This is a genomic window from Bradyrhizobium sp. RD5-C2, assembly GCF_019972155.1.
Lineage (GTDB): Bacteria > Pseudomonadota > Alphaproteobacteria > Rhizobiales > Xanthobacteraceae > Bradyrhizobium.
Window position 1 is genome coordinate 155,994 of the sequence record NZ_BOVL01000057.1, and the last position, 19,676, is coordinate 175,669.

General features: G+C 65.1%; 19 protein-coding genes. 10 read left to right on the forward strand and 9 right to left on the reverse strand.

Annotated elements, in window-relative coordinates:
- Positions 1–11: 11 nt before the first annotated feature.
- Positions 12–419, reverse strand: a complete 408-nt coding sequence (locus BraRD5C2_RS36930) for an Hsp20/alpha crystallin family protein (protein ID WP_223976945.1) — start codon at positions 417–419, stop codon at positions 12–14.
- 179 nt (positions 420–598) lie between these two features.
- Positions 599–1,615 carry a magnesium/cobalt transporter CorA gene (gene corA / locus BraRD5C2_RS36935; protein ID WP_223976947.1) on the reverse strand — a complete coding sequence of 339 codons (1,017 nt, stop codon included), beginning with the start codon at positions 1,613–1,615 and terminating at the stop codon, positions 599–601.
- Positions 1,616–1,878: 263 nt separating this feature from the next.
- On the opposite strand from corA, the gene BraRD5C2_RS36940 reads away from it, so the two are divergent.
- The gene (locus tag BraRD5C2_RS36940) at positions 1,879–2,154 is read left to right on the forward strand and encodes a hypothetical protein (RefSeq protein WP_223976949.1); all 276 of its coding nucleotides are present in this window, start codon (positions 1,879–1,881) and stop codon (positions 2,152–2,154) included.
- 1 nt (position 2,155) lies between these two features.
- Positions 2,156–2,347, forward strand: coding sequence for a hypothetical protein (locus BraRD5C2_RS36945; protein WP_223976950.1), 192 nt, complete (start codon positions 2,156–2,158; stop codon positions 2,345–2,347).
- On the opposite strand, the gene BraRD5C2_RS36950 is transcribed toward BraRD5C2_RS36945, so the two are convergent.
- The 6 genes from BraRD5C2_RS36950 to BraRD5C2_RS36975 all read right to left on the reverse strand — a co-directional run bounded on the left by BraRD5C2_RS36950 (position 2,317) and on the right by BraRD5C2_RS36975 (position 6,640).
- Positions 2,317–3,078, reverse strand: coding sequence for a slipin family protein (locus BraRD5C2_RS36950; RefSeq protein WP_223976952.1), 762 nt, complete (start codon positions 3,076–3,078; stop codon positions 2,317–2,319). The genes BraRD5C2_RS36945 and BraRD5C2_RS36950 overlap by 31 nt on opposite strands.
- A complete protein-coding gene (locus tag BraRD5C2_RS36955) occupies positions 3,075–4,469 on the reverse strand; it encodes an NfeD family protein (protein WP_223976955.1) in 1,395 nt (464 codons plus the stop codon). The genes BraRD5C2_RS36950 and BraRD5C2_RS36955 overlap by 4 nt, the downstream gene beginning before the upstream one ends.
- 121 nt (positions 4,470–4,590) lie before the next feature.
- Positions 4,591–5,508 carry a 4-hydroxy-tetrahydrodipicolinate synthase gene (gene dapA / locus BraRD5C2_RS36960; protein ID WP_223976957.1) on the reverse strand — a complete coding sequence of 306 codons (918 nt, stop codon included), beginning with the start codon at positions 5,506–5,508 and terminating at the stop codon, positions 4,591–4,593.
- A gap of 9 nt (positions 5,509–5,517) precedes the next feature.
- A complete protein-coding gene (locus BraRD5C2_RS36965; protein ID WP_223976959.1) occupies positions 5,518–5,772 on the reverse strand; it encodes a hypothetical protein in 255 nt (84 codons plus the stop codon).
- Positions 5,773–5,886: 114 nt separating this feature from the next.
- A complete protein-coding gene (locus BraRD5C2_RS36970) occupies positions 5,887–6,162 on the reverse strand; it encodes a hypothetical protein (RefSeq protein WP_223976961.1) in 276 nt (91 codons plus the stop codon).
- Between the two features lie 13 nt (positions 6,163–6,175).
- Positions 6,176–6,640 (reverse strand): hypothetical protein, encoded by a 465-nt coding sequence (locus BraRD5C2_RS36975; protein ID WP_223976964.1) that lies wholly within the window; start codon positions 6,638–6,640, stop codon positions 6,176–6,178.
- Between the two features lie 496 nt (positions 6,641–7,136).
- Here BraRD5C2_RS36975 and BraRD5C2_RS36980 point away from each other — a divergent pair, with 496 nt between their 5' ends.
- The 7 genes from BraRD5C2_RS36980 to BraRD5C2_RS37010 all read left to right on the forward strand — a co-directional run bounded on the left by BraRD5C2_RS36980 (position 7,137) and on the right by BraRD5C2_RS37010 (position 15,743).
- On the forward strand, positions 7,137–7,226 hold the full coding sequence (locus tag BraRD5C2_RS36980; RefSeq protein ID WP_016846764.1) for a K(+)-transporting ATPase subunit F: 90 nt from the start codon (positions 7,137–7,139) through the stop codon (positions 7,224–7,226).
- A gap of 119 nt (positions 7,227–7,345) precedes the next feature.
- Positions 7,346–9,049: a potassium-transporting ATPase subunit KdpA gene (gene kdpA, locus BraRD5C2_RS36985; RefSeq protein WP_223976966.1), complete on the forward strand. Its 1,704-nt coding sequence runs from the start codon at positions 7,346–7,348 to the stop codon at positions 9,047–9,049.
- A gap of 24 nt (positions 9,050–9,073) precedes the next feature.
- Positions 9,074–11,185 carry a potassium-transporting ATPase subunit KdpB gene (kdpB, locus tag BraRD5C2_RS36990; RefSeq protein WP_223976968.1) on the forward strand — a complete coding sequence of 704 codons (2,112 nt, stop codon included), beginning with the start codon at positions 9,074–9,076 and terminating at the stop codon, positions 11,183–11,185.
- A 113-nt stretch (positions 11,186–11,298) separates the two neighbouring features.
- Positions 11,299–11,904, forward strand: a complete 606-nt coding sequence (locus BraRD5C2_RS36995) for a K(+)-transporting ATPase subunit C (protein WP_223976970.1) — start codon at positions 11,299–11,301, stop codon at positions 11,902–11,904.
- Between the two features lie 39 nt (positions 11,905–11,943).
- Positions 11,944–14,655, forward strand: a complete 2,712-nt coding sequence (locus BraRD5C2_RS37000; protein ID WP_223976971.1) for a sensor histidine kinase — start codon at positions 11,944–11,946, stop codon at positions 14,653–14,655.
- Entirely contained in the window at positions 14,652–15,341 is a 690-nt protein-coding gene (locus BraRD5C2_RS37005; protein ID WP_223976974.1) for a response regulator, read from the forward strand. Before BraRD5C2_RS37000 ends, BraRD5C2_RS37005 begins: the two co-directional genes overlap by 4 nt.
- Before the next feature lie 168 nt (positions 15,342–15,509).
- Positions 15,510–15,743 (forward strand): DUF6496 domain-containing protein, encoded by a 234-nt coding sequence (locus BraRD5C2_RS37010; protein WP_223976976.1) that lies wholly within the window; start codon positions 15,510–15,512, stop codon positions 15,741–15,743.
- A 151-nt stretch (positions 15,744–15,894) separates the two neighbouring features.
- On the opposite strand, the gene ku is transcribed toward BraRD5C2_RS37010, so the two are convergent.
- A complete protein-coding gene (gene ku, locus BraRD5C2_RS37015; protein ID WP_223976978.1) occupies positions 15,895–16,782 on the reverse strand; it encodes a non-homologous end joining protein Ku in 888 nt (295 codons plus the stop codon).
- Positions 16,783–16,888: 106 nt separating this feature from the next.
- Between ku and ligD the strand changes: the two genes are divergently transcribed.
- Positions 16,889–19,525: a DNA ligase D gene (gene ligD, locus BraRD5C2_RS37020; RefSeq protein WP_223976982.1), complete on the forward strand. Its 2,637-nt coding sequence runs from the start codon at positions 16,889–16,891 to the stop codon at positions 19,523–19,525.
- The last annotated feature ends 151 nt before the right edge of the window (positions 19,526–19,676 follow it).

Below are 19,676 nucleotides of genomic sequence, written 5' to 3' on the forward strand. Positions count from 1 at the left end.
GTCGAAATCCCTCAGCTCGATTTTCCGAGCCGCAGACCGACGCAGCCATGCGCGGCAAAGCGGCTGATGGTGTAGCGGCCGGTCGGCAGCGCGATGCGGCGCTCGAAGCGGCCCTGCGGCAGCTCGAGGCGCAGGATGCGGGCGTTGCGGAGTTCAGCGGGCAAGATGCGGCGGCCGGAGATCACCAGCGTGCCGCCGTCGAGCGCGGCCTCGACCTCGTCGGGGTCGACCCCCGGTAGCGCGACCAGGATCAGGATCTCCTCCTCGGTCTCGATCACGTCCATCGGCGGTTCCCAGCTCGGCTCGCTGCCGCCCGCGCGCGGGTGCAAATTGAGGAAGCTCTGGTGCAACCGTTCGGCGCGGGCGAGCGCCTCGATCGCATCCGTCAGCATCCAGTTGATCTGATCCTTGGGCCGCATCGCCACTCTCCACGTCGCATTTACAGGCGAGGTTACCGGTCTTGCCGCCGACCGTAAACCGGCCCCTCGTGCCGCCGATCGAGGGTAAAATTGTCCGAAATCTCGCGATTTGCGGCATGGCGCGCGATGCGCCGCCGCACTCTGCCCGGACCGGAATGGCTCGATGTTCGGATCGCCGCCTACAGCCAGCCGGAACGTCGGAATTGCCAGAACAGCCCGCCGCATGCGACCAGCATCAGGCCCATCACGACGAAATAGCCGTACTCCCATTGTAGCTCCGGTATGTACTTGAAATTCATGCCGTAGATACCGGCGACGGCGGTCGGCACCGCAACGATCGCAAGCCATGAGGCGAGCTTCTTGGAGATCGCCGTTTCCTGCGCCTGACCGACGAGCAGGCTTGCCTCAAACGCAAAGGCGAGCACTTCGCGCAGCGAGTCGATCCGCTCCTGGATGGTGCGGACGTGATCCGTGACGTCGCGGAACAGGGGCCGCATCGTGTCGCGCACCATCGGCAAGTCGTCGCGTTCCAGCCTGCGGCAGACCTCCACCAGCGGTCCAATCGCGTTGCGCAGCCGGAGCAGATCCCGCCGCAGCAGATAGAGCCGCTCGATCTGCGCCCGCGTCATCGCGCTCGCCAGCACTTCCGCCTCCATCGCCTCGACCTCGTCCTGGATCGTCTCGAGCACCGGCGAGTAGTTGTCGACGATGAAATCGAGGATGGCATAGAGGATGTAGTCCTCGCCCCGGGCGAGCGCGCGCGGGCAGCTCTCGCAGCGCTCCCTGACCCGCGTGTAGGACGTCGAGGCGCCGTGTCGGACCGAGACGATGTATCCCTCGCCGACGAACAGATGCGTCTCGCCGAATGCGATACTTTCGCCGTCGAGCTGCGCGGTGCGGGCCACGATGAACAGCGCATCGCCGTATTGCTCGATCTTCGGTCGCTGATGCGCGTGATCCGCATCTTCGATGGCCAGGTCGTGCAGCTGGAATTGCCGCTGCAAGCTGCTGAGTATTGCCATATCGGGTTCGTGCAGGCCGATCCACACGACGTGATCCGGCTTGTTGCGCCAGTCCGCCGCTTCATCGATCCCGATATTGGCAACGCGCCGTCCCTCGACGTAGACGCCTGCCGCGATGACGCCATCAGAGTGGACGGGCCCGGCGGTTGCGACAGTTGGCGATGCGAGGTTCATGGTCTCCACCCTCGACGCGGTTATCGAATCCGCTTGATGACAATTCGTGATCAAAAAGGCTAGCACCGAATGGGCGCTGGTCAACACGCGCGGGTCCGTCCTGTTCCGACGGTCCGTGGGCACCCCGTCACAGCAGGCGGCGCGGCTGGTCTTTATACGGCGCCTATGCCGCACCGCGGCGGGCCCTCTCGAATTCCTACGGTCTTGCCAGCATGTTTGGCCTGACGCGGTGCGCTCGCGCGCCTCCAACAGGAAGGTGGGACATGACCTTGCTCCATTACCACGATGCCCGGTCGCATGGTTCGGTCGGCGCCATGCCGGCGACGCTGCGGCGGGCGATCCGGCGGATCGGCCTCGCCTTCAGGACCGTTCACCGCGCCATCGCCGCCGCCAAGATCCACCGGCTGCGCAACGAGCTGTTGCTGCATCGCGGCCATGAGGATTGGGCACGCACCCATCTCCATGTCGGCATGCTCGGCGGCGATGCCGAGAAATATCCCCGCCCGCCGGTCGTGCTCGGCGAGAAGTGGGACTATTGAGATGCGCGCGGCTTCATTCATCTCTGCCCTGCTGCGTCGCGCCGCGGAGGGACTGCTCAAATTCCTCGCCTGGATCGGCGAGGAGCCGATCAGAGGCTACCGGCCCGAGGCGCATTACATGCGCGGCCCAGGACCGGCGTGGCGGGCCAAGCATCAGCCGGGTCAGGTGGCTTCGCTTCGCCGCATCAGGTGATCGAGCAGATTCATCGGGAGCGGGAAGACCACGGTCGATGAGCGTTCGCCGGCGATGTCATGGAGCGCCGCGAAATAGCGGAGCTGCATCGCCTGCGGCTCCTGGGCGAGGATCCGGCCGGCCTCGACGAGCTTCTCGGCGGCCTGCTGCTCACCCATCGCGTTGATCACCTTGGCGCGGCGCAACCGTTCCGCCTCGGCCTGCTTGGCGATCGCCCGCACCATGGTTTCGTTGAGATCGATATCCTTGATCTCGACCGCGGTGACCTTGATGCCCCAGACGTCGGTCTGCTTGTCGAGGGTCTCCTGGATATCGGCGTTCAACTTGTCGCGTTCCGCCAGCATCTCGTCGAGCTCGTGCTTGCCGAGCACCGAGCGCAGCGTGGTCTGGGCAAGCTGGCTGGTCGCAGCCATGTAGTCGCCGACCTTGATGATGGCGCGTTCGGGATCGACGATGCGGAAGTAGAGGACAGCGTTGACCTTGACCGAGACGTTGTCGCGGGAAATCACGTCCTGCGGCGGCACGACCTGCACCATCACCCTGAGATCGACCTTCACGAGCTGCTGCACCACCGGAATCAGGATGATGAGCCCCGGGCCCTTCACCCCGGTAAAGCGGCCGAGCGTGAAGATGACGCCGCGCTCGTATTCGCGCAGCACGCGCACGGCCTGGGTCAGGAAGATGATGACAAGCAGGACGACCGCCGCATAGGTGAAATAATCAAGCATCATGCTGTACCTCCTTCGCCGGCGGAAGCCGGCGCACGCCGCACCACCAGCGTCAAATCGACGATGTTGGCCACCTGGACCTTCTCTCCGGCCTTGAACGCCTCGGTGCCGCGCGCCTGCCAGCGTTCGCCGTTGGTGAAGACGTGACCTGATGTCTCGGACCAGTCGAGCACCTCGGCCGATAACCCGCGCATGGCTTGCGCACCTGTCCGCAGCGGACCGTTACGCGCGCGGCGCAACGCCCCGAGCACGACCAGAATGAGACCTGCGAACATCGCCGCAACAATGCCGATGAGCGGCCATGACAGATGGTATCCGGGCGCCTCGATCCGAAATAGCATGGCGGCGCCGAGGACAAAGGCGACGATGCCTCCGAGGCCGATCACGACGGTCGGGTTGAAGGCTTCGATCGCGAGCAGCGCCATCCCGACCAGCATCAAGGCGAAGCCGGCATAGTTGATCGGCAACATGTTGAGCGCATATAGGCCAAGTAGCAGGCAGATCGTGCCGACCACTCCGGGCGCCACGGCGCCGGGGGACATGAATTCGAAGATCAGGCCGTAGATGCCGACCATCAGGAGCACGAATGCGATGTTGGGGTCGGTGATCACAGCAAGCACGCGCGAGATCCAGTTGGGATCGAGGGCTTCGATCACGGCATCCTTGGTCGTCAGCCGTTGCGTCTTGCCGCCGGCGAGCTCCACTGTCCGGCCGTCGATCTGCCTGAGCAGGTCGGCCGGATCATGTGCGGTGAACTCGATGACATGGGCTTGCAGCGCGGCATTGGCGGAGAGGGTGGCGGCATCGCGGACCGCCTTCTCGGCCCAGTCGGCATTACGGCCGCGCAGTTCGGCGAGGCTGCGGATGAAGGCGACGGCATCATTCGTCATCTTCGCCGTCATGGTATCCTTGGTCGTGGGCGGGTTGCCGCCGTCCTTCTGGTCCTTGCCGTCCTTGTCCGGGGTGCCGCCCGGCAGACTCGGCATCGGGCCGATCTGCACCGGCGTCGCGGCGCCGATATTGGTGCCGGGCGCCATCGCAGCGAGATGGGTCGCATAGAGAATGTAGGTCCCGGCGCTCGCGGCATGGGCGCCGGAGGGCGCAACATAGCCGACGACGGGGATGGGTGAGGCCAGCACGTCGGTGATGATCTCGCGCATGCTGGTGCTGAGACCGCCCGGCGTATTCAGCCGCAGAATGACGATCTCGGCGCGCCGCTCGGCGGCCTTCGCCAGGCCGTCCTTGACGTAGCTGGCCGATGCCGGCCCGATCGCTCCATCGATCGAAATGGTCAGGGCAAGACGGTTGTTGTCCGCGGCCGTACCGGGACCAATGGAAACAACCAGAGCGACCAGGGTGATCGCCACAACGAGAGCCGCCTTGAAGGTCTGCACGGCAAGCACTCCCTTGCCGTGGATATGGGATGGCGTTCCGGAACCTCAATATGGCGCGGTGTCACGGACGTGGGGCTGATTCCATTGTGCGTTGCGATGGCGGGCGTCGGGTCGGTAAGGCTCACTGCGCGGCGGCGAGGTACTCGTCGGCAAGCTCAGCCATCGCCTGCGCGACCTCGGCCTTTGCCGTTGTACCCAGCTGAACGATCGGCAGTCGTGTCGCCGGCTGCATGAAGCCCAACAGCGTCAGTGCGAATTTCAGGGCGGCGGGATGTTCGCGCTCCAGCATGGTCGCGAGCGGCACCAGGCGCTGATGCAGCTCACGCGCCTGGTACAGGCGGCCCTCACGCAGATGCCGGGCCACCGCCACGCATAGATCGGGCGCGACGTTCGATACCGATGAGATGCAGCCATCACCGCCGGCGGCCATATAGGCGAGCGACACCGTGTCGTCGCCGGTCAGCATCCGGAACGTCGACGGCAGGCGTGGACGCAGGCGCCTGAGGCGGGCGACATCGCTGCTGCTGTCGCGCAATCCGATGAAGCGTGGCGATGCTGCGAGCTCGACCAGCATCTCGTCTGCCAGCTCCTTCACCGTCCGTGCCGGGATGTCGTGCAGGATAACAGGCAATGCCGTGGCGTCCACGACGGCGCGGAAATGCGCCGCCATGCCCCGTGGCATCGGCTTGTTGTAATACGGCACGACCGACATGATCGCATCGGCGCCGGCCGCTTCCGCCGCGCGCGTGAACGTGACGGCGCGATCCGTCGCATTCGATCCGGCGCCGGCGATGATGCGGACCCGCCTGCGCGCGACGTGGGCTGCGATGCGAACCAGCTCCGCGCGTTCCGCGAGCTCGAGCGTCGAGCTCTCACCGGCGGTCTCGCCGACCACCAACGCCGAGGCGCCGGCCGCGATCTGACGCTCGCACAGCCGGCCGAACGCATCGGTGTCGATTTCGTCTCGATGGTTGAAGGGGGACGGAAGATCGGGGATGAAGCCCGACAGCCATGCCGCCGAATCCGCTTTCGCAGTCATGGGGGTGGCTCAGGCCACGCGGCTTGCGGAGAGGGGCGCGGTCTCGCCGCGCATGTCGAGCTCGAGCTCGCGCGACAGCTCGACGATCATTTCGGGGTGCTGGCCGTTCTCGAACAGCGCGTATTTGACGGCTTGGGCGCGGTTGACGAACAGACCGCCATAGAGGCCGTTCTGCTGCTGGGCGACCCACTGGCCGCGGTGGTTGCGGCCGATGAAGACGATGGTGGACGCTGCGCTACACGAGGGAGGTTCGACGAGTTTCACGATTGCAGTCCTTCAGGTGGAAATCACGCGTTCAATGTCTGTATTGCCGGATATGAAATCGAGCGCGGCGGACGGCCGACTTCATAGGAGCGGCATAGGATTTGAGGGGTGGGCTTAGATGTGCTGGACGATGCCGGTGCGGAGCGCGCACAGCGCGACATAGGCGGTCATCTCGTCCCAGTGATTGAGGTTTGCGGAAAACGGCATCTCGCGCTTGACGAGCCCGGCGAATGCGCAGATCAGCGCCGACATCCACAGCAGCGCGACGATCCCCCTGCCGAAGCCCGCGCCGGCGAACACGGCAAAGCCGATCATGATGGCAATCCGGAAACCGAACCGAACCATGACCTGGACCGACTGCAGCTGCTGCGGCAGTTGTTTTGCGTTCACGACGGCGCCGCCATCAGCCGATATTGTCGACGAGAAGCGGCTCGTAAAGCGAGCTGGTGTTACGATGGACGGTCGGGACGCTGGTGCGGTTCTCGGGCGTCGAGATCCGCTGCGCCTCGACGAAGCCGCTGAGAATTGCGAGCGCGAGATCCGCATGGTGGGTTTCGATCGACTGGTCGAGCCAGTCGGGCAGCTCGCGTTCGCGCGACAGCGCGCAGTGCCACTCGCCCTCGTCATAGACCAGGCGGCGGATCTGCCATTGCGGCAGCTCGAGGTCGAGCAGCGCGATCGCTGCATCAGTCCATGCGCCGGACTGGATCAGGCGCTCGACACGGGCGCTCTTGCCGCTCTGTCCGGCCGACGGAAACCGCCGGCAGGTCTGGCTGACGATGTCGGCCATGAACTCGGCGGTGACTGCATAGGCGTCGCGCAGCCGTTCGCCGAGATCGGTGGAGGTGGGTTGGGATAGCACGGACATGGCGTCATCTCGTCGAAGATGCGGCCGAAGATATTGGCCGCAGGCCCAAAATGGCCGGATAGCCATTTGAAAACGAGATGAGCCGAGGGACGGAGATATAGGGATTCCATAAAGACCAAACCGTCGTCCCGGCGAAGGCCGGGACCCATAACCACCGAATTTGGTTGTTGCGTCACGCTGGGGCCCCAGCCATCGCAAAAATTTCGCCCTGTGGTTATGGGTCCCGGCCTTCGCCGGGACGACGGCTGAGAACGTGGCCGGCACTTTGCCACTTATAGGATTCCTATAACGTCCTTATGCGTCACATCTCGAAAACCTATGCCCCGGATGGCACCTCACGGTCATCCGGCGCGGAGCGCTTATACGGTCGCCCGCGCCCCTTGGACGCATAGGAGTCTCTCATGATGGACATTCTCATGGCGGCGCTCGCGATCGGCTTCTTCGCGGCCGGCATCGGCTACGCCTACGCCTGCGAACGGCTGTAAGGGAGGCGGCGATGATCTTCGATTACTCGCTCGCCGGCCTCGTCTCGCTCGGCCTGCTGTTCTACCTCACCTACGCACTGCTGCGGCCCGAACGCTTCTAGGCGGTTCGCGATGTCAGCGCTCTGCACAATTCTGTTGGCCGACGCGGTGCTGACCGGGCTGTTGCTCGGCATGTTCGCGTCGCTGCTGCGCTTCGCACCCATTCGAAAGGTTTGACGCAATGACCGTCATCGGTTGGATTCAAATTATTCTGTTCTGCGCGATCGTGGTCGCGCTGGTCAAACCGCTCGGCTGGTACATGACCCGCGTGTTCAACGGCGAGCGCACCTTCCTCTCACCCGTGCTGCGCCCGGTCGAGCGCGGCATCTACTGGGTCGGCGGCGTCGACGAGCGGCGCGAGCAGCACTGGCTGACCTATACGGTCGCGATGCTGCTGTTCCATGTCGGCGGCTTCACGCTCATCTACGGCCTGATGCGGCTGCAGGCGGTGCTGCCGTTCAATCCGGCCGGCCAGACGGCGGTTGCCGAGGATCTCTCCTTTAACACCGCGATCTCCTTCATCACCAACACCAACTGGCAGAACTACGGCGGCGAGAGCACGCTGTCCTATCTGGTCCAGATGCTCGGCCTGACCCACCAGAACTTCCTGTCGGCGGCGACCGGCATCGCGCTGGCGATGGCGCTGATCCGCGGCTTCACCCGCTCGTCGATGCGCACGGTCGGCAATTTCTGGGTCGACGTTACGCGCTGCACGCTTTACGTCCTGCTGCCGATCTGCATCGTCTATGCGCTGTTCCTGGTCTGGCAGGGCATGCCGCAGACGTTAGGTGCCTATGTCGACGCCACCACGCTAGAGGGCGGCAAGCAGACCATCGCGCTCGGACCGGTTGCTTCGCAGGTTGCGATCAAGATGCTCGGCACCAATGGCGGCGGCTTCTTCAACGCCAACGCCGCGCATCCGTTCGAGAACCCGACCGCGCTGTCGAACCTCGTGCAAATGATTTCGATCTTCGCGCTCGGCGCTGCGATGACCAATGTGTTCGGCCGCATGGTCGGCAACGAGCGCCAGGGCTGGGCGATCTTCGCCGTGATGGGCATCCTGTTCGTCGCCGGCGTCACCGTCACCTATTGGGCGGAAGCCAACGGCACCTCGGCGCTGCAGGCGCTGGGTCTCACCGGCGGCAACATGGAGGGCAAGGAGGTCCGCTTCGGCATCGTCGCGTCCTCGCTGTTCGCCGTTGTCACCACGGCTGCGTCCTGCGGTGCGGTCAACGCCATGCATGACAGTTTCACCGCGCTCGGCGGCATGATCCCGCTGATCAACATGCAGCTCGGCGAGGTCATCATCGGGGGCGTCGGCGCCGGCTTCTACGGCATGCTGCTGTTCGTCGTGCTGGCGATCTTCGTCGCCGGCCTGATGGTCGGCCGCACCCCGGAATATGTCGGCAAGAAGATCGAGGCGCGCGAGGTCAAGATGGCGATGCTCGCGATCCTGGTGCTGCCGCTGATGTATCTCGGCTGGACCGCGGTCGGCGTGGTGCTGCCGTCGGCGGTGGCCTCGATGGCCAATGCCGGCCCGCACGGCTTCACCGAGGTGCTGTATGCCTACACGTCCGCGACCGGCAACAACGGCTCGGCGTTCGCGGGCCTCACCGGCAACACGCTGTTCTACAATCTGACGCTCGCCTCGGCGATGTTTGTCGGCCGCTTCTTCATGATCGTGCCGGCGATGGCGATCGCGGGATCGCTGGTCGAGAAGAAGTCGATCCCGGCCTCGGCGGGCACCTTCCCGACCACCGGCGGGCTGTTCGTCGGCCTCGTCATCGGCGTGATCCTGATCATCGGCGGTCTCACTTTCTTCCCGGCGCTCGCGCTCGGGCCGATCGTCGAGCACCTCGCCATGAACGCCAACACCCTGTTCTGATTGAATACGTCCGGAGTGACATCCATGGAAACCATGAAACTGCAGAAGCAGGTGACGGCGTCGACCATGCTCGACCCGAAGATCCTGGTGCCGGCGATCTGGTCGGCTTTCGTCAAGCTCGATCCACGGCTGATGATGAATAACCCGGTGATGTTCGTGGTGGAGGTGGTGGCCGCATTGACCACAATCATCTTCGTACGCGATCTCGTCACCGGCGGCGCCAACCTAGGCTTCACCTTCCAGATCATCCTCTGGCTCTGGTTCACGGTGCTGTTCGCCAACTTCGCCGAAGCCGTCGCCGAGGGCCGCGGCAAGGCGCAGGCGGAGTCGCTGAAGAAGACCCGCACCGAGAGCCAGGCCAAGCTGTTGACCGGCACCGATCGGACCTATCGCATGGTGCCCGGCACCTCGCTGAAGGTCGGCGATATCGTGCTGGTCGAGGCCGGCGACAACATCCCGTCCGACGGCGAGGTGATCGAAGGTGTCGCCTCGGTCAACGAGGCCGCCATCACCGGCGAATCCGCACCTGTTATCCGCGAGTCCGGCGGCGACCGTTCGGCGGTCACCGGCGGCACCCAGGTGCTGTCCGATTGGATCCGCGTCCGCATCACCGCGGCTCAGGGTTCGACCTTCATCGATCGCATGATCCGCCTGGTGGAGGGCGCCGAGCGGCAGAAGACGCCGAACGAGATCGCGCTCAACATCCTGCTCGCGGGCCTCACCATCATCTTCGTGTTCGCGACGGTGACGATCCCGAGCTATGCGGCCTATGCCGGCGGTTCGATCTCGGTCGTGGTGCTGGTGGCGCTGTTCGTCACGCTGATCCCGACCACGATCGGCGCGCTGCTGTCGGCGATCGGTATCGCCGGCATGGACCGCCTGGTGCGGTTCAATGTGCTGGCGATGTCCGGCCGCGCGGTGGAAGCAGCCGGCGACGTCGATACGCTGCTCCTGGACAAGACCGGCACCATCACGCTCGGCAACCGCCAGGCGACCGCGTTCCGTCCGATCCGTGACGTCACCGAACAGGACCTCGCCGACGCGGCACAACTCGCCTCGCTCGCCGATGAGACGCCGGAAGGCCGCTCGATCGTGGTGCTCGCCAAAGAGAAGTACGGCATTCGCGGCCGCGACATGCATGAGCTTGCCGCGACCTTCGTGCCGTTCACGGCGCAGACCCGGATGAGCGGCATCGATGCCGGCACCTCGTCGGTCCGCAAGGGTGCGGTCGACGCCATCCTCGCCTATGTCGATGGCGGTTCGCCCCGCACCGTCGCGTCGGGCAACACCGTCCGCGCGGTCGCAGCGACGATGAGCGCCGAAGCCCGCGAGATCCAGGCGATTGCCGACGAGATCGCCAAGGCCGGCGGCACGCCGCTGGCGGTGGCCAAGGACGGCAAGCTGCTCGGCGTCGTGCACCTCAAGGACATCGTCAAGGGCGGCATCCGCGAGCGCTTTGCCGAATTGCGCCGCATGGGCATCCGCACCGTGATGATCACCGGCGACAACCCGATGACCGCGGCCGCGATCGCAGCCGAGGCCGGTGTCGACGACTTCCTGGCGCAGGCAACCCCCGAGGACAAGCTCAAGCTGATCCGCGACGAGCAGTCCAAGGGCAAGCTGGTCGCGATGTGCGGCGACGGCACCAACGACGCGCCGGCACTGGCGCAGGCCGACGTCGGCGTCGCCATGAACACCGGCACCCAGGCGGCCCGCGAGGCCGGCAACATGGTCGACCTCGACTCCAACCCGACCAAGCTGATCGAGGTGGTCGAGATCGGCAAGCAGCTCCTGATGACCCGCGGTGCGCTGACCACGTTCTCGATCGCCAACGACGTCGCAAAGTACTTTGCGATCATCCCGGCGATGTTCCTCGCGTTCTACCCGCAGCTCCAGGTGCTGAATGTCATGCACCTGGCGAGCCCACAGAGCGCGATCCTGTCGGCAATTATCTTCAACGCGCTGATCATCATCGCGCTGATTCCCCTGGCGCTGAAGGGCGTCAAGTATCGCGCCGTCGGTGCCGGTGCGCTGCTAAGCCGCAACCTGATGATCTACGGTCTCGGCGGCATCATCATCCCGTTCATCGGCATCAAGGCGATCGACCTCATCGTCGCCGCCTTGGGCCTTGCGTAACCACAACCGTCATTGCGAGGAGCGAAGCGACGAAGCAATCCATCGATCCCCGTGCTGAGCCATGGATAGCTTCGCTTCGCTCGCAATGACGAGAGAGACTTAGGAGACCTGTCATGTTGAAAGAAATCCGCCCCGCTATCCTTGTGCTGGTCCTGCTGACCGCGATCACGGGCCTTGCCTATCCGCTCGCCATGACGGCGATCGCCGGCGTCATCTTTCCGAAGCAGGCGCAAGGCAGCCTGATCGAGAAAGACGGCAAGGTGATCGGCTCCGCCCTGATCGGGCAGGAGTTCAAGGAGGATAAATACTTCCACGGCCGGCCGTCGGCGACCGTCGCGCCCGATCCGAACGATGCCTCCAAGACCGTGCCGGCGCCCTACAACGCGGCCAATTCCGGCGGCTCCAACCTCGGCCCGACCAGCAAGGCGCTGAACGACCGGGTCAAGGAGGATGTCGAGAAGCTGAAGGCGGAGAATCCGACTGCCAGCGTGCCGGTGGATCTCGTCACCACGTCGGCCAGCGGGCTTGATCCCGACATCTCGCCGGATGCCGCGCTGTTCCAGGTGCCGCGGGTGGCCAAGGCGCGCAGCATGTCCGAGGATGCGGTGCGCGAGCTGGTGACGCAGAACACGCAGGGCCGCTTCGCCGGCATCATCGGCGAGCCCCGCGTTAACGTTCTTGCGCTCAACCTGGCGCTCGACGCGGCAAAGGCGAAATAGGGGAGTAGGCCCGCTCTCGCAGGATGACTATATTGCGGTATGGCCAATCAGCGTGACCCCGATAAAAGACCCTCGCCGGATGCGCTGCTGGAGGCGGCGCGCCGGGAGACCGATCGATCGGGGCGGCTAAAGATCTTCATCGGCGCCGCCCCCGGCGTCGGCAAGACCTACGAGATGCTCTCGAGTGCCCACGCCCGCCTCAAGGCGGGCGTCGACGTCGTGGTCGGTGTCGTCGAAACCCACGGGCGGGTGGAGACCGAGGCGCTGCTCAGGGGTCTCGAGGTGATACCGCGGAAGCGGCTGGCCTATCGCGACCAGACGCTCGAGGAGATGGACCTCGACGCCCTGATCGCGCGGCGACCGCAGCTCGCGCTGGTCGACGAGCTCGCCCATACCAATGCCCCGGGCAGCCGGCATCCCAAGCGTTATCTCGACGTCGAGGAATTGCTGTCGCACGGCATCGACGTCTACACCGCGATCAACATCCAGCACATCGAGAGCCTCAACGACGTCGTCGCGCAGATCACCCATGTGCGGGTGCGCGAGACGGTGCCCGACTCGGTGGTCGATCGCGCCGATGCCATCGAGCTGATCGACCTCACGCCCGACGACCTGATCCAGCGCCTGAAGGAGGGCAAGGTCTATGTGCCGAAGCAGGCGGAGCGGGCGCTGGAGCACTATTTCTCGCCCGGCAATCTCACCGCGCTGCGCGAGCTGGCGCTGCGGCGTACCGCCGAGCGGGTCGACGAGCAGCTGCTCACCCACATGCAGGCCAATGCGATCCAGGGGCCCTGGGCCGCGGGCGAGCGCATCCTGGTGTGCCTGAGCGAGGATCCGCGCGCGGCCGGCCTTGTGCGCTACACCAAGCGCCTGGCCGACCGGCTGCATGCGCAATGGACCGCGGTCAGCATCGAGACGCGCCGCAGCCTGCAATTGAGCGACGAGCAGCGCGACCGGCTTTCCGACACCATGCGGCTCGCGGAATCGCTCGGCGGCGAGGCGCTGACGCTTCCCGGCGTCGGCCGCCGCATCGCCGACGACGTCATCAATTTCGCCCAGGCCAACAACGTCACCCAGATCATCATCGGCAAGTCGACGCGCTCGCGCTGGTTCGAGCTGACCCGCGGTTCGGTGGTGCACGATCTGGTGCGCCGCGCCGGCAATATCAGCGTCAACGTGATCGCCGGCGACGAATTGCCGGTCGGCAAGGCAGCGGTGCAGACCGCGCAGCGGCAGGAGCCGTTCAATCCGCGGCCCTATCTGATGGCGCTGCTGCTGACGGCGATCGGGCTCGGCGCGGCCAAGCTAATCCAGCCGTTTTTCGGCATCGAGAATGTCGACCTCGTGTTCATCACCGCGGTGGTCGGTGCGGCGGCGCGCTACGGGCTGTGGCCTTCGCTGCTGGCCAGCGTCGCCGCCTCGCTGTGCTACAATTTCTTCTTCCTGCCGCCGGTCTATACTTTCACCATCACCGACCCGACCAATGTCGCGGCGTTCTTCTTCTTCATGCTGATCGCGCTGCTGGTCTCCAACGTCGCGGCGCGGGTGCGCGTCCAGGCCGACACCGCGATCGGCCGCGTCCGCACCACCGAGTCGCTCTATGCGTTCAGCCGCAAGCTCGCCGGCACCGCGACGCTCGACGACGTGCTGTGGGCGACCGCCTACCAGATTGCGCTGATGCTGAAGGTGCGCGTGGTGCTGCTGCTGCCGGAGGACGGCATGCTGACGGTCAAGAGCGGCTATCCGCCGGAGGACCAACTCGATCAGGCCGATCTCGCCGCCGCCAACTGGGCCTGGGGCAACGATCGCCCGGCCGGCCGCGGCTCCGACACGCTGCCGGGCGGCAAGCGATTGTTCCTGCCGATGCGCACCGGCCGCGGCCCGATCGGCGTGATCGGCATCGACGACGACCGCACCGGGCCGCTGCTGACGCCCGACCAGCGCCGGCTGCTCGATGCGCTGGTCGACCAGGGCGCGCTGGCGATCGAGCGCGTGCTGCTGGTCGAGGACATGGATCGCGTCAAGCGCACGGTCGAGTCCGACCGGCTGCGCGGCGCGCTGTTGACCTCGATCTCGCACGACCTCAAGACGCCGCTGGCTTCGGTGCTCGGCTCGGCCTCGGCGCTGCGCGATCTCGGCACCAGCCTGAGCGATGCCCAGAAGCATGACCTGCTCGCGACCGTGATCGACGAATCCGAACGGCTGAATCGTTTCATCGCCAATCTCCTGGACATGACCAAGCTGGAATCCGGCGCGATCGTGCCCAACACCGCACGGCATGATGTCGGCGAGATCGTCGGCAGCGCGCTGCGCCGCGCCGCCAAGATCCTCGTACATCACCGGGTGTCGCTCGAGCTCGCGGCCGACCTGCCGATGCTGGAGCTCGACGCCGTGCTGTTCGAGCAGGTGCTGTTCAACCTGCTCGACAACGCCGCCAAATACGCACCCTCGGACACCACGATCTCGATCCGCGGCACGCGCGACCGCGACACCATCGCGCTTCAGATCCTCGACGAGGGCAACGGCATTCCGGCCGCCGAGCTCGAAAGCGTGTTCGACAAGTTCTACCGCGCCGAGAAGGGCGATCATGTCCGTCCCGGCACCGGCCTCGGGCTTGCGATCTCGCGCGGCTTCGTCGAGGCGATGCGCGGCACGATCGCGGCGGCCAACCGCTCCGACCGGACCGGCGCCGTCATCACCATCCGCCTGCCGATCCCGGCCAACACCAATGCGCTGGACACTGCTGCATGAACGCCACGCCGATCAAAGTCCTGGTCATCGACGATGAGCCGCCGATCCGCAAGCTCCTGCGGATGGGGCTGAGCACGCGGGGCTACGACATCCTCGAAGCCTCCAACGGCAAGATCGCGCTGGAAATGCTGGGCGAGGGGCCGGCGCTGATCATCCTCGATCTCGGACTGCCCGACATCCAGGGCCACGATCTGTTGCGCATGATTCGCGGCCGCAACGAGAGCGTTCCGATCGTGGTGCTGTCGAGCCGCGGCGACGAAGGCGGCAAGGTGCAGGCGCTCGATCTCGGCGCCGACGATTACCTGACCAAGCCGTTCGGCATGGACGAACTGCTGGCGCGGCTGCGCGCCGCGCTGCGCCACCAGCTGCAGGTGCAGGGCGAGCGGCCGGTGTTCCGCTCCGGTGATCTCTCGGTCGATCTGGTGCGCCGGATCGTCAAGGTCGGCGACAAGGAGATCAAGCTGTCGCCGAAGGAGTACGACCTGCTGCGCGTGCTGGTGCAGCATGCCGGTAAGGTGCTGACCCATCGCTTTCTGCTGAAGGAATTGTGGGACGAATTGACCGATGCGCAATATCTGCGCGTCTACGTGCGCCAGCTCCGCCAGAAGATCGAGGCCGACCCCGAGCGTCCGCAGTTCGTGCTGACCGAGACCGGCATCGGCTATCGGCTCCGCGCGGCGGATTAGCTCTCTCCGGTGTCATGCCCCGCGAAGGCGGGGCATCCAGTACGCCGCGGCCTCTCGGTTAAATCACTACCGTCTCTGGAATACTGGGTCGCCCGGTCGAGCCGGGCGACGGCACCGTCGGAACTTTCACTCCCATCGAGGCTTGTTTCCGTTAACGGGAGAGAAGTCATGGCAAGAAAATACTCGCGAAATGCATCAAGCGATGTCGAGCGTGTGATGAAGAAGCGCAAGGCCGGCACGCTACGCAGTGGCCGCTCCAAGAAGAAGGTGACGAGCCGCAAGCAGGCGATCGCGATCGGTCTGTCGGAGGCGCGTGCCAAGGGGCGGAAGGTACCGAAGAAGGCTTCCAAGAAGAAGACGGCGAAGCGCAAGGCGGCCAAGAAGCGGAAGGCCGCGAAGTAGAAGTAGGGGCAGCCGTTCCCATCGTCATTGCGAGCGAAGCGAAGCAATCCATCTCTCCTCGACTGCGGAAAGATGGATTACTTCCGCCCTTTGCCGAGGCTTCGGCGGACAAAGTCGTCGCTTCGCCCCTCGCAATGACGGGAGCGGGAGTTCACCCCGCCTTGCGCGACCGCGCGCTCGACCTGTGCGCCTTCTTGGCGGTACGGCGATGCGAGGCCGGGCGTCGTGCGGCGGAGCCTGAGCGCCTGGCGTCACCTTTCCGGTCCTTCAGGCTCTGCTTCAGCGCGTCCATCAAGTTCACCACATTGCTCGGCTTCTCCTCGCGCGCGGCCGCCTTGATCGGCTTGCCGGCGGCCTTGCGGCGGACCAGCGCCTTCAGCGCGGTCTCGTACTCGTCCTTGAATTTCGACGGATCGAAATGCGCGGCCTTGCTTTCGAGGATGTGGCTGGCGAGCTCGATCATGTCCTTGGTCACCTTCGGGCTCTTGATATCGTCGAAATAGTCACCGGCATCGCGTACCTCGTAGGGGTAGCGCAGGGTGGTGCCGAGCATGCCCTTGTCGAGCGGCTCGATCGCGATCACGTGCTCGCGATTGGTCAGCACGATGCGCGCCAGCGCGACGCGGTCCTGGTCCTTCATGGCGTCGCGGATGACAGCGAATGCGTCCGCGCCGGCTTTGCCGTCGGGTCTGATGTAATAGGGGTGGTCCAGATAGCGCTTGTCGATCTCGCCCTCGGGCACAAAGCTGTCGATGTCGATGGTGTGGTTGCTTTCGATCTCGACCGCCTCGAGCTCGTCCTTCTCGATCTCGACATATTTGCCCTTGGTTACCTCGTAACCGCGGCCCTTCTGGTCGCCCTCGACGACGTCGCCGGTCTCGGCATCGACCATCTGCTGCTTCAGCCGGTTGCCGGTTTCCCGGTTGATCATGTGAAAGCGGGCTTTCTCGACCGTGGTCAAGGCCGGGTAGAGCGCCACGGGGCACGACACCAGCGACAGTTTGAGCGTGCCTTTCCAGTAGGCGCGGGGAGCGGCCATGATCGTCTCCAAACAGCTTGAGTTTGGAACTTGAACGGATACCGTAGGTTTTGGTTCCTGATGGCCGCAGGCTCGCGGCGGCCGTGGTTTGCGCCGAGGCCTGGACGTGTCGTTGAGAAATCTCACCACCTATCGCAAGAAGCGCGACTTCGAGAAGACCAATGAGCCGTCTGGCGACGTCAAGGTCGCGCCCGGCAAGCAACGGCGCTTCGTGATCCAGAAGCACGACGCGACACGGCTGCACTATGATTTCAGGCTGGAGTTCGACGGCGTCTTCAAGTCCTGGGCGGTGACGCGCGGGCCCTCGCTCGATCCGCACGACAAGCGGCTCGCGGTCGAGGTCGAGGATCATCCGCTCGACTATGGCGATTTCGAAGGCACCATTCCCGAAAACCAGTATGGCGGCGGCACAGTGCAGCTCTGGGATCGCGGCACCTGGGAATCGGACGATCCCGAACGCGGCTTCAAGAAGGGCGACCTCAAGTTCACGCTGCATGGCGACAAGCTGCACGGCAGCTGGGTGCTTGTGCGGATGAAGAACGACCGCTTCGGCGGCAAGCGCACCAACTGGCTGTTGATCAAGCACCGCGACGAATACGCCGTTGATGGCAATGGCGAGGCGGTCCTCGACGAGGACCGCTCGGTCGCCTCCGGCCGGTCGATGGCAGAGATCACAGCCGGCAAGGGCCGGGCGCCGAAGCCGTTCATGCTGGCCAGGGGCAACGGCAAGGCGAAGGCGACAATGAAGGCAGATGCGGTTTGGCAATCCAACCACGGCATGGCTGCCGACGCGCGCGCCCGGACCAAGGCGCCGGCGCCCAAGGAAAAATTGAAAGCGCAATTGAAGACGAGGCCGAAGGCCCAACCGATGCAGGTAACGGAGATGCCGGACTTCGTTTCGCCGCAGCTCTGCGCCGCGGTCGAGAGTCCGCCCAATGGCGCGGGCTGGTGCCACGAGATCAAGTTCGACGGCTACCGCGTGCAGCTTCGCGTCGAGGACGGCGAGGCCGTGGTGAAGACCCGCAAGGGGCTCGATTGGTCCGACAAGTTCGGCGCGATCGTGACGGAGGCCGGCAAGCTGCCGGATGCCCTGATCGATGGCGAGATCGTCGCGCTCGACGAGAACGGCATGCCGCATTTTTCGACGCTGCAGGCGGCATTGTCCGACGGCAAGACCGACCAGCTGATCTTCTATGCGTTCGACCTGCTGTTTGCCGGCAATGAGGATCTCCGCCCGCTGCCGCTCGCCGAGCGCAAGGCGCGGCTAAAGGCGCTGCTCGCGGCGCGCAAGGGCAGACTGATCCGCTATGTCGAGCATTTCGAGGAGCGCGGTGACGCCGTGCTGGATTCGGCGCGCAAGCTCGGGCTGGAAGGCATCGTCTCCAAGCGCCTCGACGGCGCCTATCGCTCCGGCCGCTCCGACGACTGGACCAAGGCAAAGATCCGCGCCGGCCACGAGGTGGTGATCGGCGGCTGGAAGACCACCAACGGCAAATTCCGCTCGCTGATGGCGGGCGTCTATCGCGGCGGCCATCTGGAGTTTGTCGGCATCGTCGGCACCGGCTTCGGCCAGGATACCGTCCGCCGCATCATGCCGGCGCTGAAGGCGGCAGCGTCCGACACCAGCCCGTTCGGCGGCAAGGACGCGCCGAAGAAGGGCCGCGACGTGCACTGGCTGAAGCCGGAGCTGGTCGCAGAGATCGAGTTCGCCGGCTGGACCGACGCCGGCAACATCCGCCAGGCGGCGTTCAAGGGCCTGCGCCAGGACAAGCCGGCGCACGAGGTCGAGGCCGAGCGGCCGGTCGTAACAAAAGTGGTGAAGCCGATGGCGAAAGCAAAATCCGGCGAGGTCATGGGCATCGTCATCTCGCACCCGGACAAGGCGCTGTGGCCCGATGCCGGCGACGGCGCGCCGGTGACGAAGCTCGACCTCGCCAATTATTTCGAGGCGGTCGGCGCCTGGATGATCTCCTACCTCAAGGGCCGTCCGTGCTCGATCGTGCGTGCGCCTGACGGCATCAAGGGCGAGACGTTCTTCCAGCGCCACGCGATGGCCGGCACATCGAAGCTCCTGAAGCTCGCCAAGGTCTCCGGTGACCGCAAACCCTATCTGCAGATCGACCAGGTCGAAGGGTTGGCTGCGGTCGCGCAGCTCGGCGGGCTCGAACTTCATCCCTGGAATTGCGCACCCGATGCCTATGACACGCCGGGCCGGCTGGTGTTCGATCTCGATCCGGCCCCCGACGTCACATTCTCCGACGTGATCGACGCCGCCAAGGACATGCGTCGGCGGTTGACTGCGGTCGGTCTCGAGAGCTTCTGCAAGACCACCGGCGGCAAGGGCCTTCACGTCGTGGCGCCGCTGCTCTCAGGTGCGAAGGACAAGGTGACCTGGAAGGAGGCCAAGGCATTCGCGCAAGCGATCTGCCAGTGGATGGCGCAGGACGATCCCGAGCGCTATCTGATCAATATGTCCAAGGCCAAGCGCACCGGAAAGATCTTCCTCGATTATCTACGCAACGACCGGCTCTCGACCGCGGTCGCGGTGCTGTCGCCGCGAGCGCGTCCGGTCGCGACGGTGTCGATGCCGCTGACCTGGGCTCAGGTGCGCGGCGACCTCGATCCGAAGAAATATACGGTGCGGTCGGTGCCGGCGCTGCTCGCCAAGAGCAAGGCATGGGACGGCTATGAGGATGCGGCCTCGTCGATCAAGGCGTCGATGAAGAAGCTCGCGGCGCAGTAGCAAACGTTTAGGAAGGCTTGTGCCGCTGGCTTGGTCGCCATACCCCGCGAAAGCGGGGTATCCAGTACGCCGCGGCTGATCCGTTCAATCACGAACGCCTCTGGAATACTGGATCACCCGCTTTCGCGGGTGATGACAGTTGCTGATGCGG

Bases quoted from the DNA above. Each gene is read 5' to 3' on its own strand.
- BraRD5C2_RS36995 (WP_223976970.1), top strand. From the start codon at position 11,299: ATGTTGAAAGAAATCCGCCCCGCTATCCTTGTGCTGGTCCTGCTGACC.
- corA (WP_223976947.1), bottom strand. From the start codon at position 1,615: ATGAACCTCGCATCGCCAACTGTCGCAACCGCCGGGCCCGTCCACTCT.
- BraRD5C2_RS37010 (WP_223976976.1), top strand. From the start codon at position 15,510: ATGGCAAGAAAATACTCGCGAAATGCATCAAGCGATGTCGAGCGTGTG.
- BraRD5C2_RS36975 (WP_223976964.1), bottom strand. From the start codon at position 6,640: ATGTCCGTGCTATCCCAACCCACCTCCACCGATCTCGGCGAACGGCTG.
- kdpA (WP_223976966.1), top strand. From the start codon at position 7,346: ATGACCGTCATCGGTTGGATTCAAATTATTCTGTTCTGCGCGATCGTG.
- BraRD5C2_RS36950 (WP_223976952.1), bottom strand. From the start codon at position 3,078: ATGATGCTTGATTATTTCACCTATGCGGCGGTCGTCCTGCTTGTCATC.
- dapA (WP_223976957.1), bottom strand. From the start codon at position 5,508: ATGACTGCGAAAGCGGATTCGGCGGCATGGCTGTCGGGCTTCATCCCC.
- ku (WP_223976978.1), bottom strand. From the start codon at position 16,782: ATGGCCGCTCCCCGCGCCTACTGGAAAGGCACGCTCAAACTGTCGCTG.
- BraRD5C2_RS36940 (WP_223976949.1), top strand. From the start codon at position 1,879: ATGACCTTGCTCCATTACCACGATGCCCGGTCGCATGGTTCGGTCGGC.
- BraRD5C2_RS36930 (WP_223976945.1), bottom strand. From the start codon at position 419: ATGCGGCCCAAGGATCAGATCAACTGGATGCTGACGGATGCGATCGAG.
- kdpB (WP_223976968.1), top strand. From the start codon at position 9,074: ATGGAAACCATGAAACTGCAGAAGCAGGTGACGGCGTCGACCATGCTC.
- BraRD5C2_RS36945 (WP_223976950.1), top strand. From the start codon at position 2,156: ATGCGCGCGGCTTCATTCATCTCTGCCCTGCTGCGTCGCGCCGCGGAG.
- BraRD5C2_RS36980 (WP_016846764.1), top strand. From the start codon at position 7,137: ATGATCTTCGATTACTCGCTCGCCGGCCTCGTCTCGCTCGGCCTGCTG.
- BraRD5C2_RS37000 (WP_223976971.1), top strand. From the start codon at position 11,944: ATGGCCAATCAGCGTGACCCCGATAAAAGACCCTCGCCGGATGCGCTG.
- BraRD5C2_RS37005 (WP_223976974.1), top strand. From the start codon at position 14,652: ATGAACGCCACGCCGATCAAAGTCCTGGTCATCGACGATGAGCCGCCG.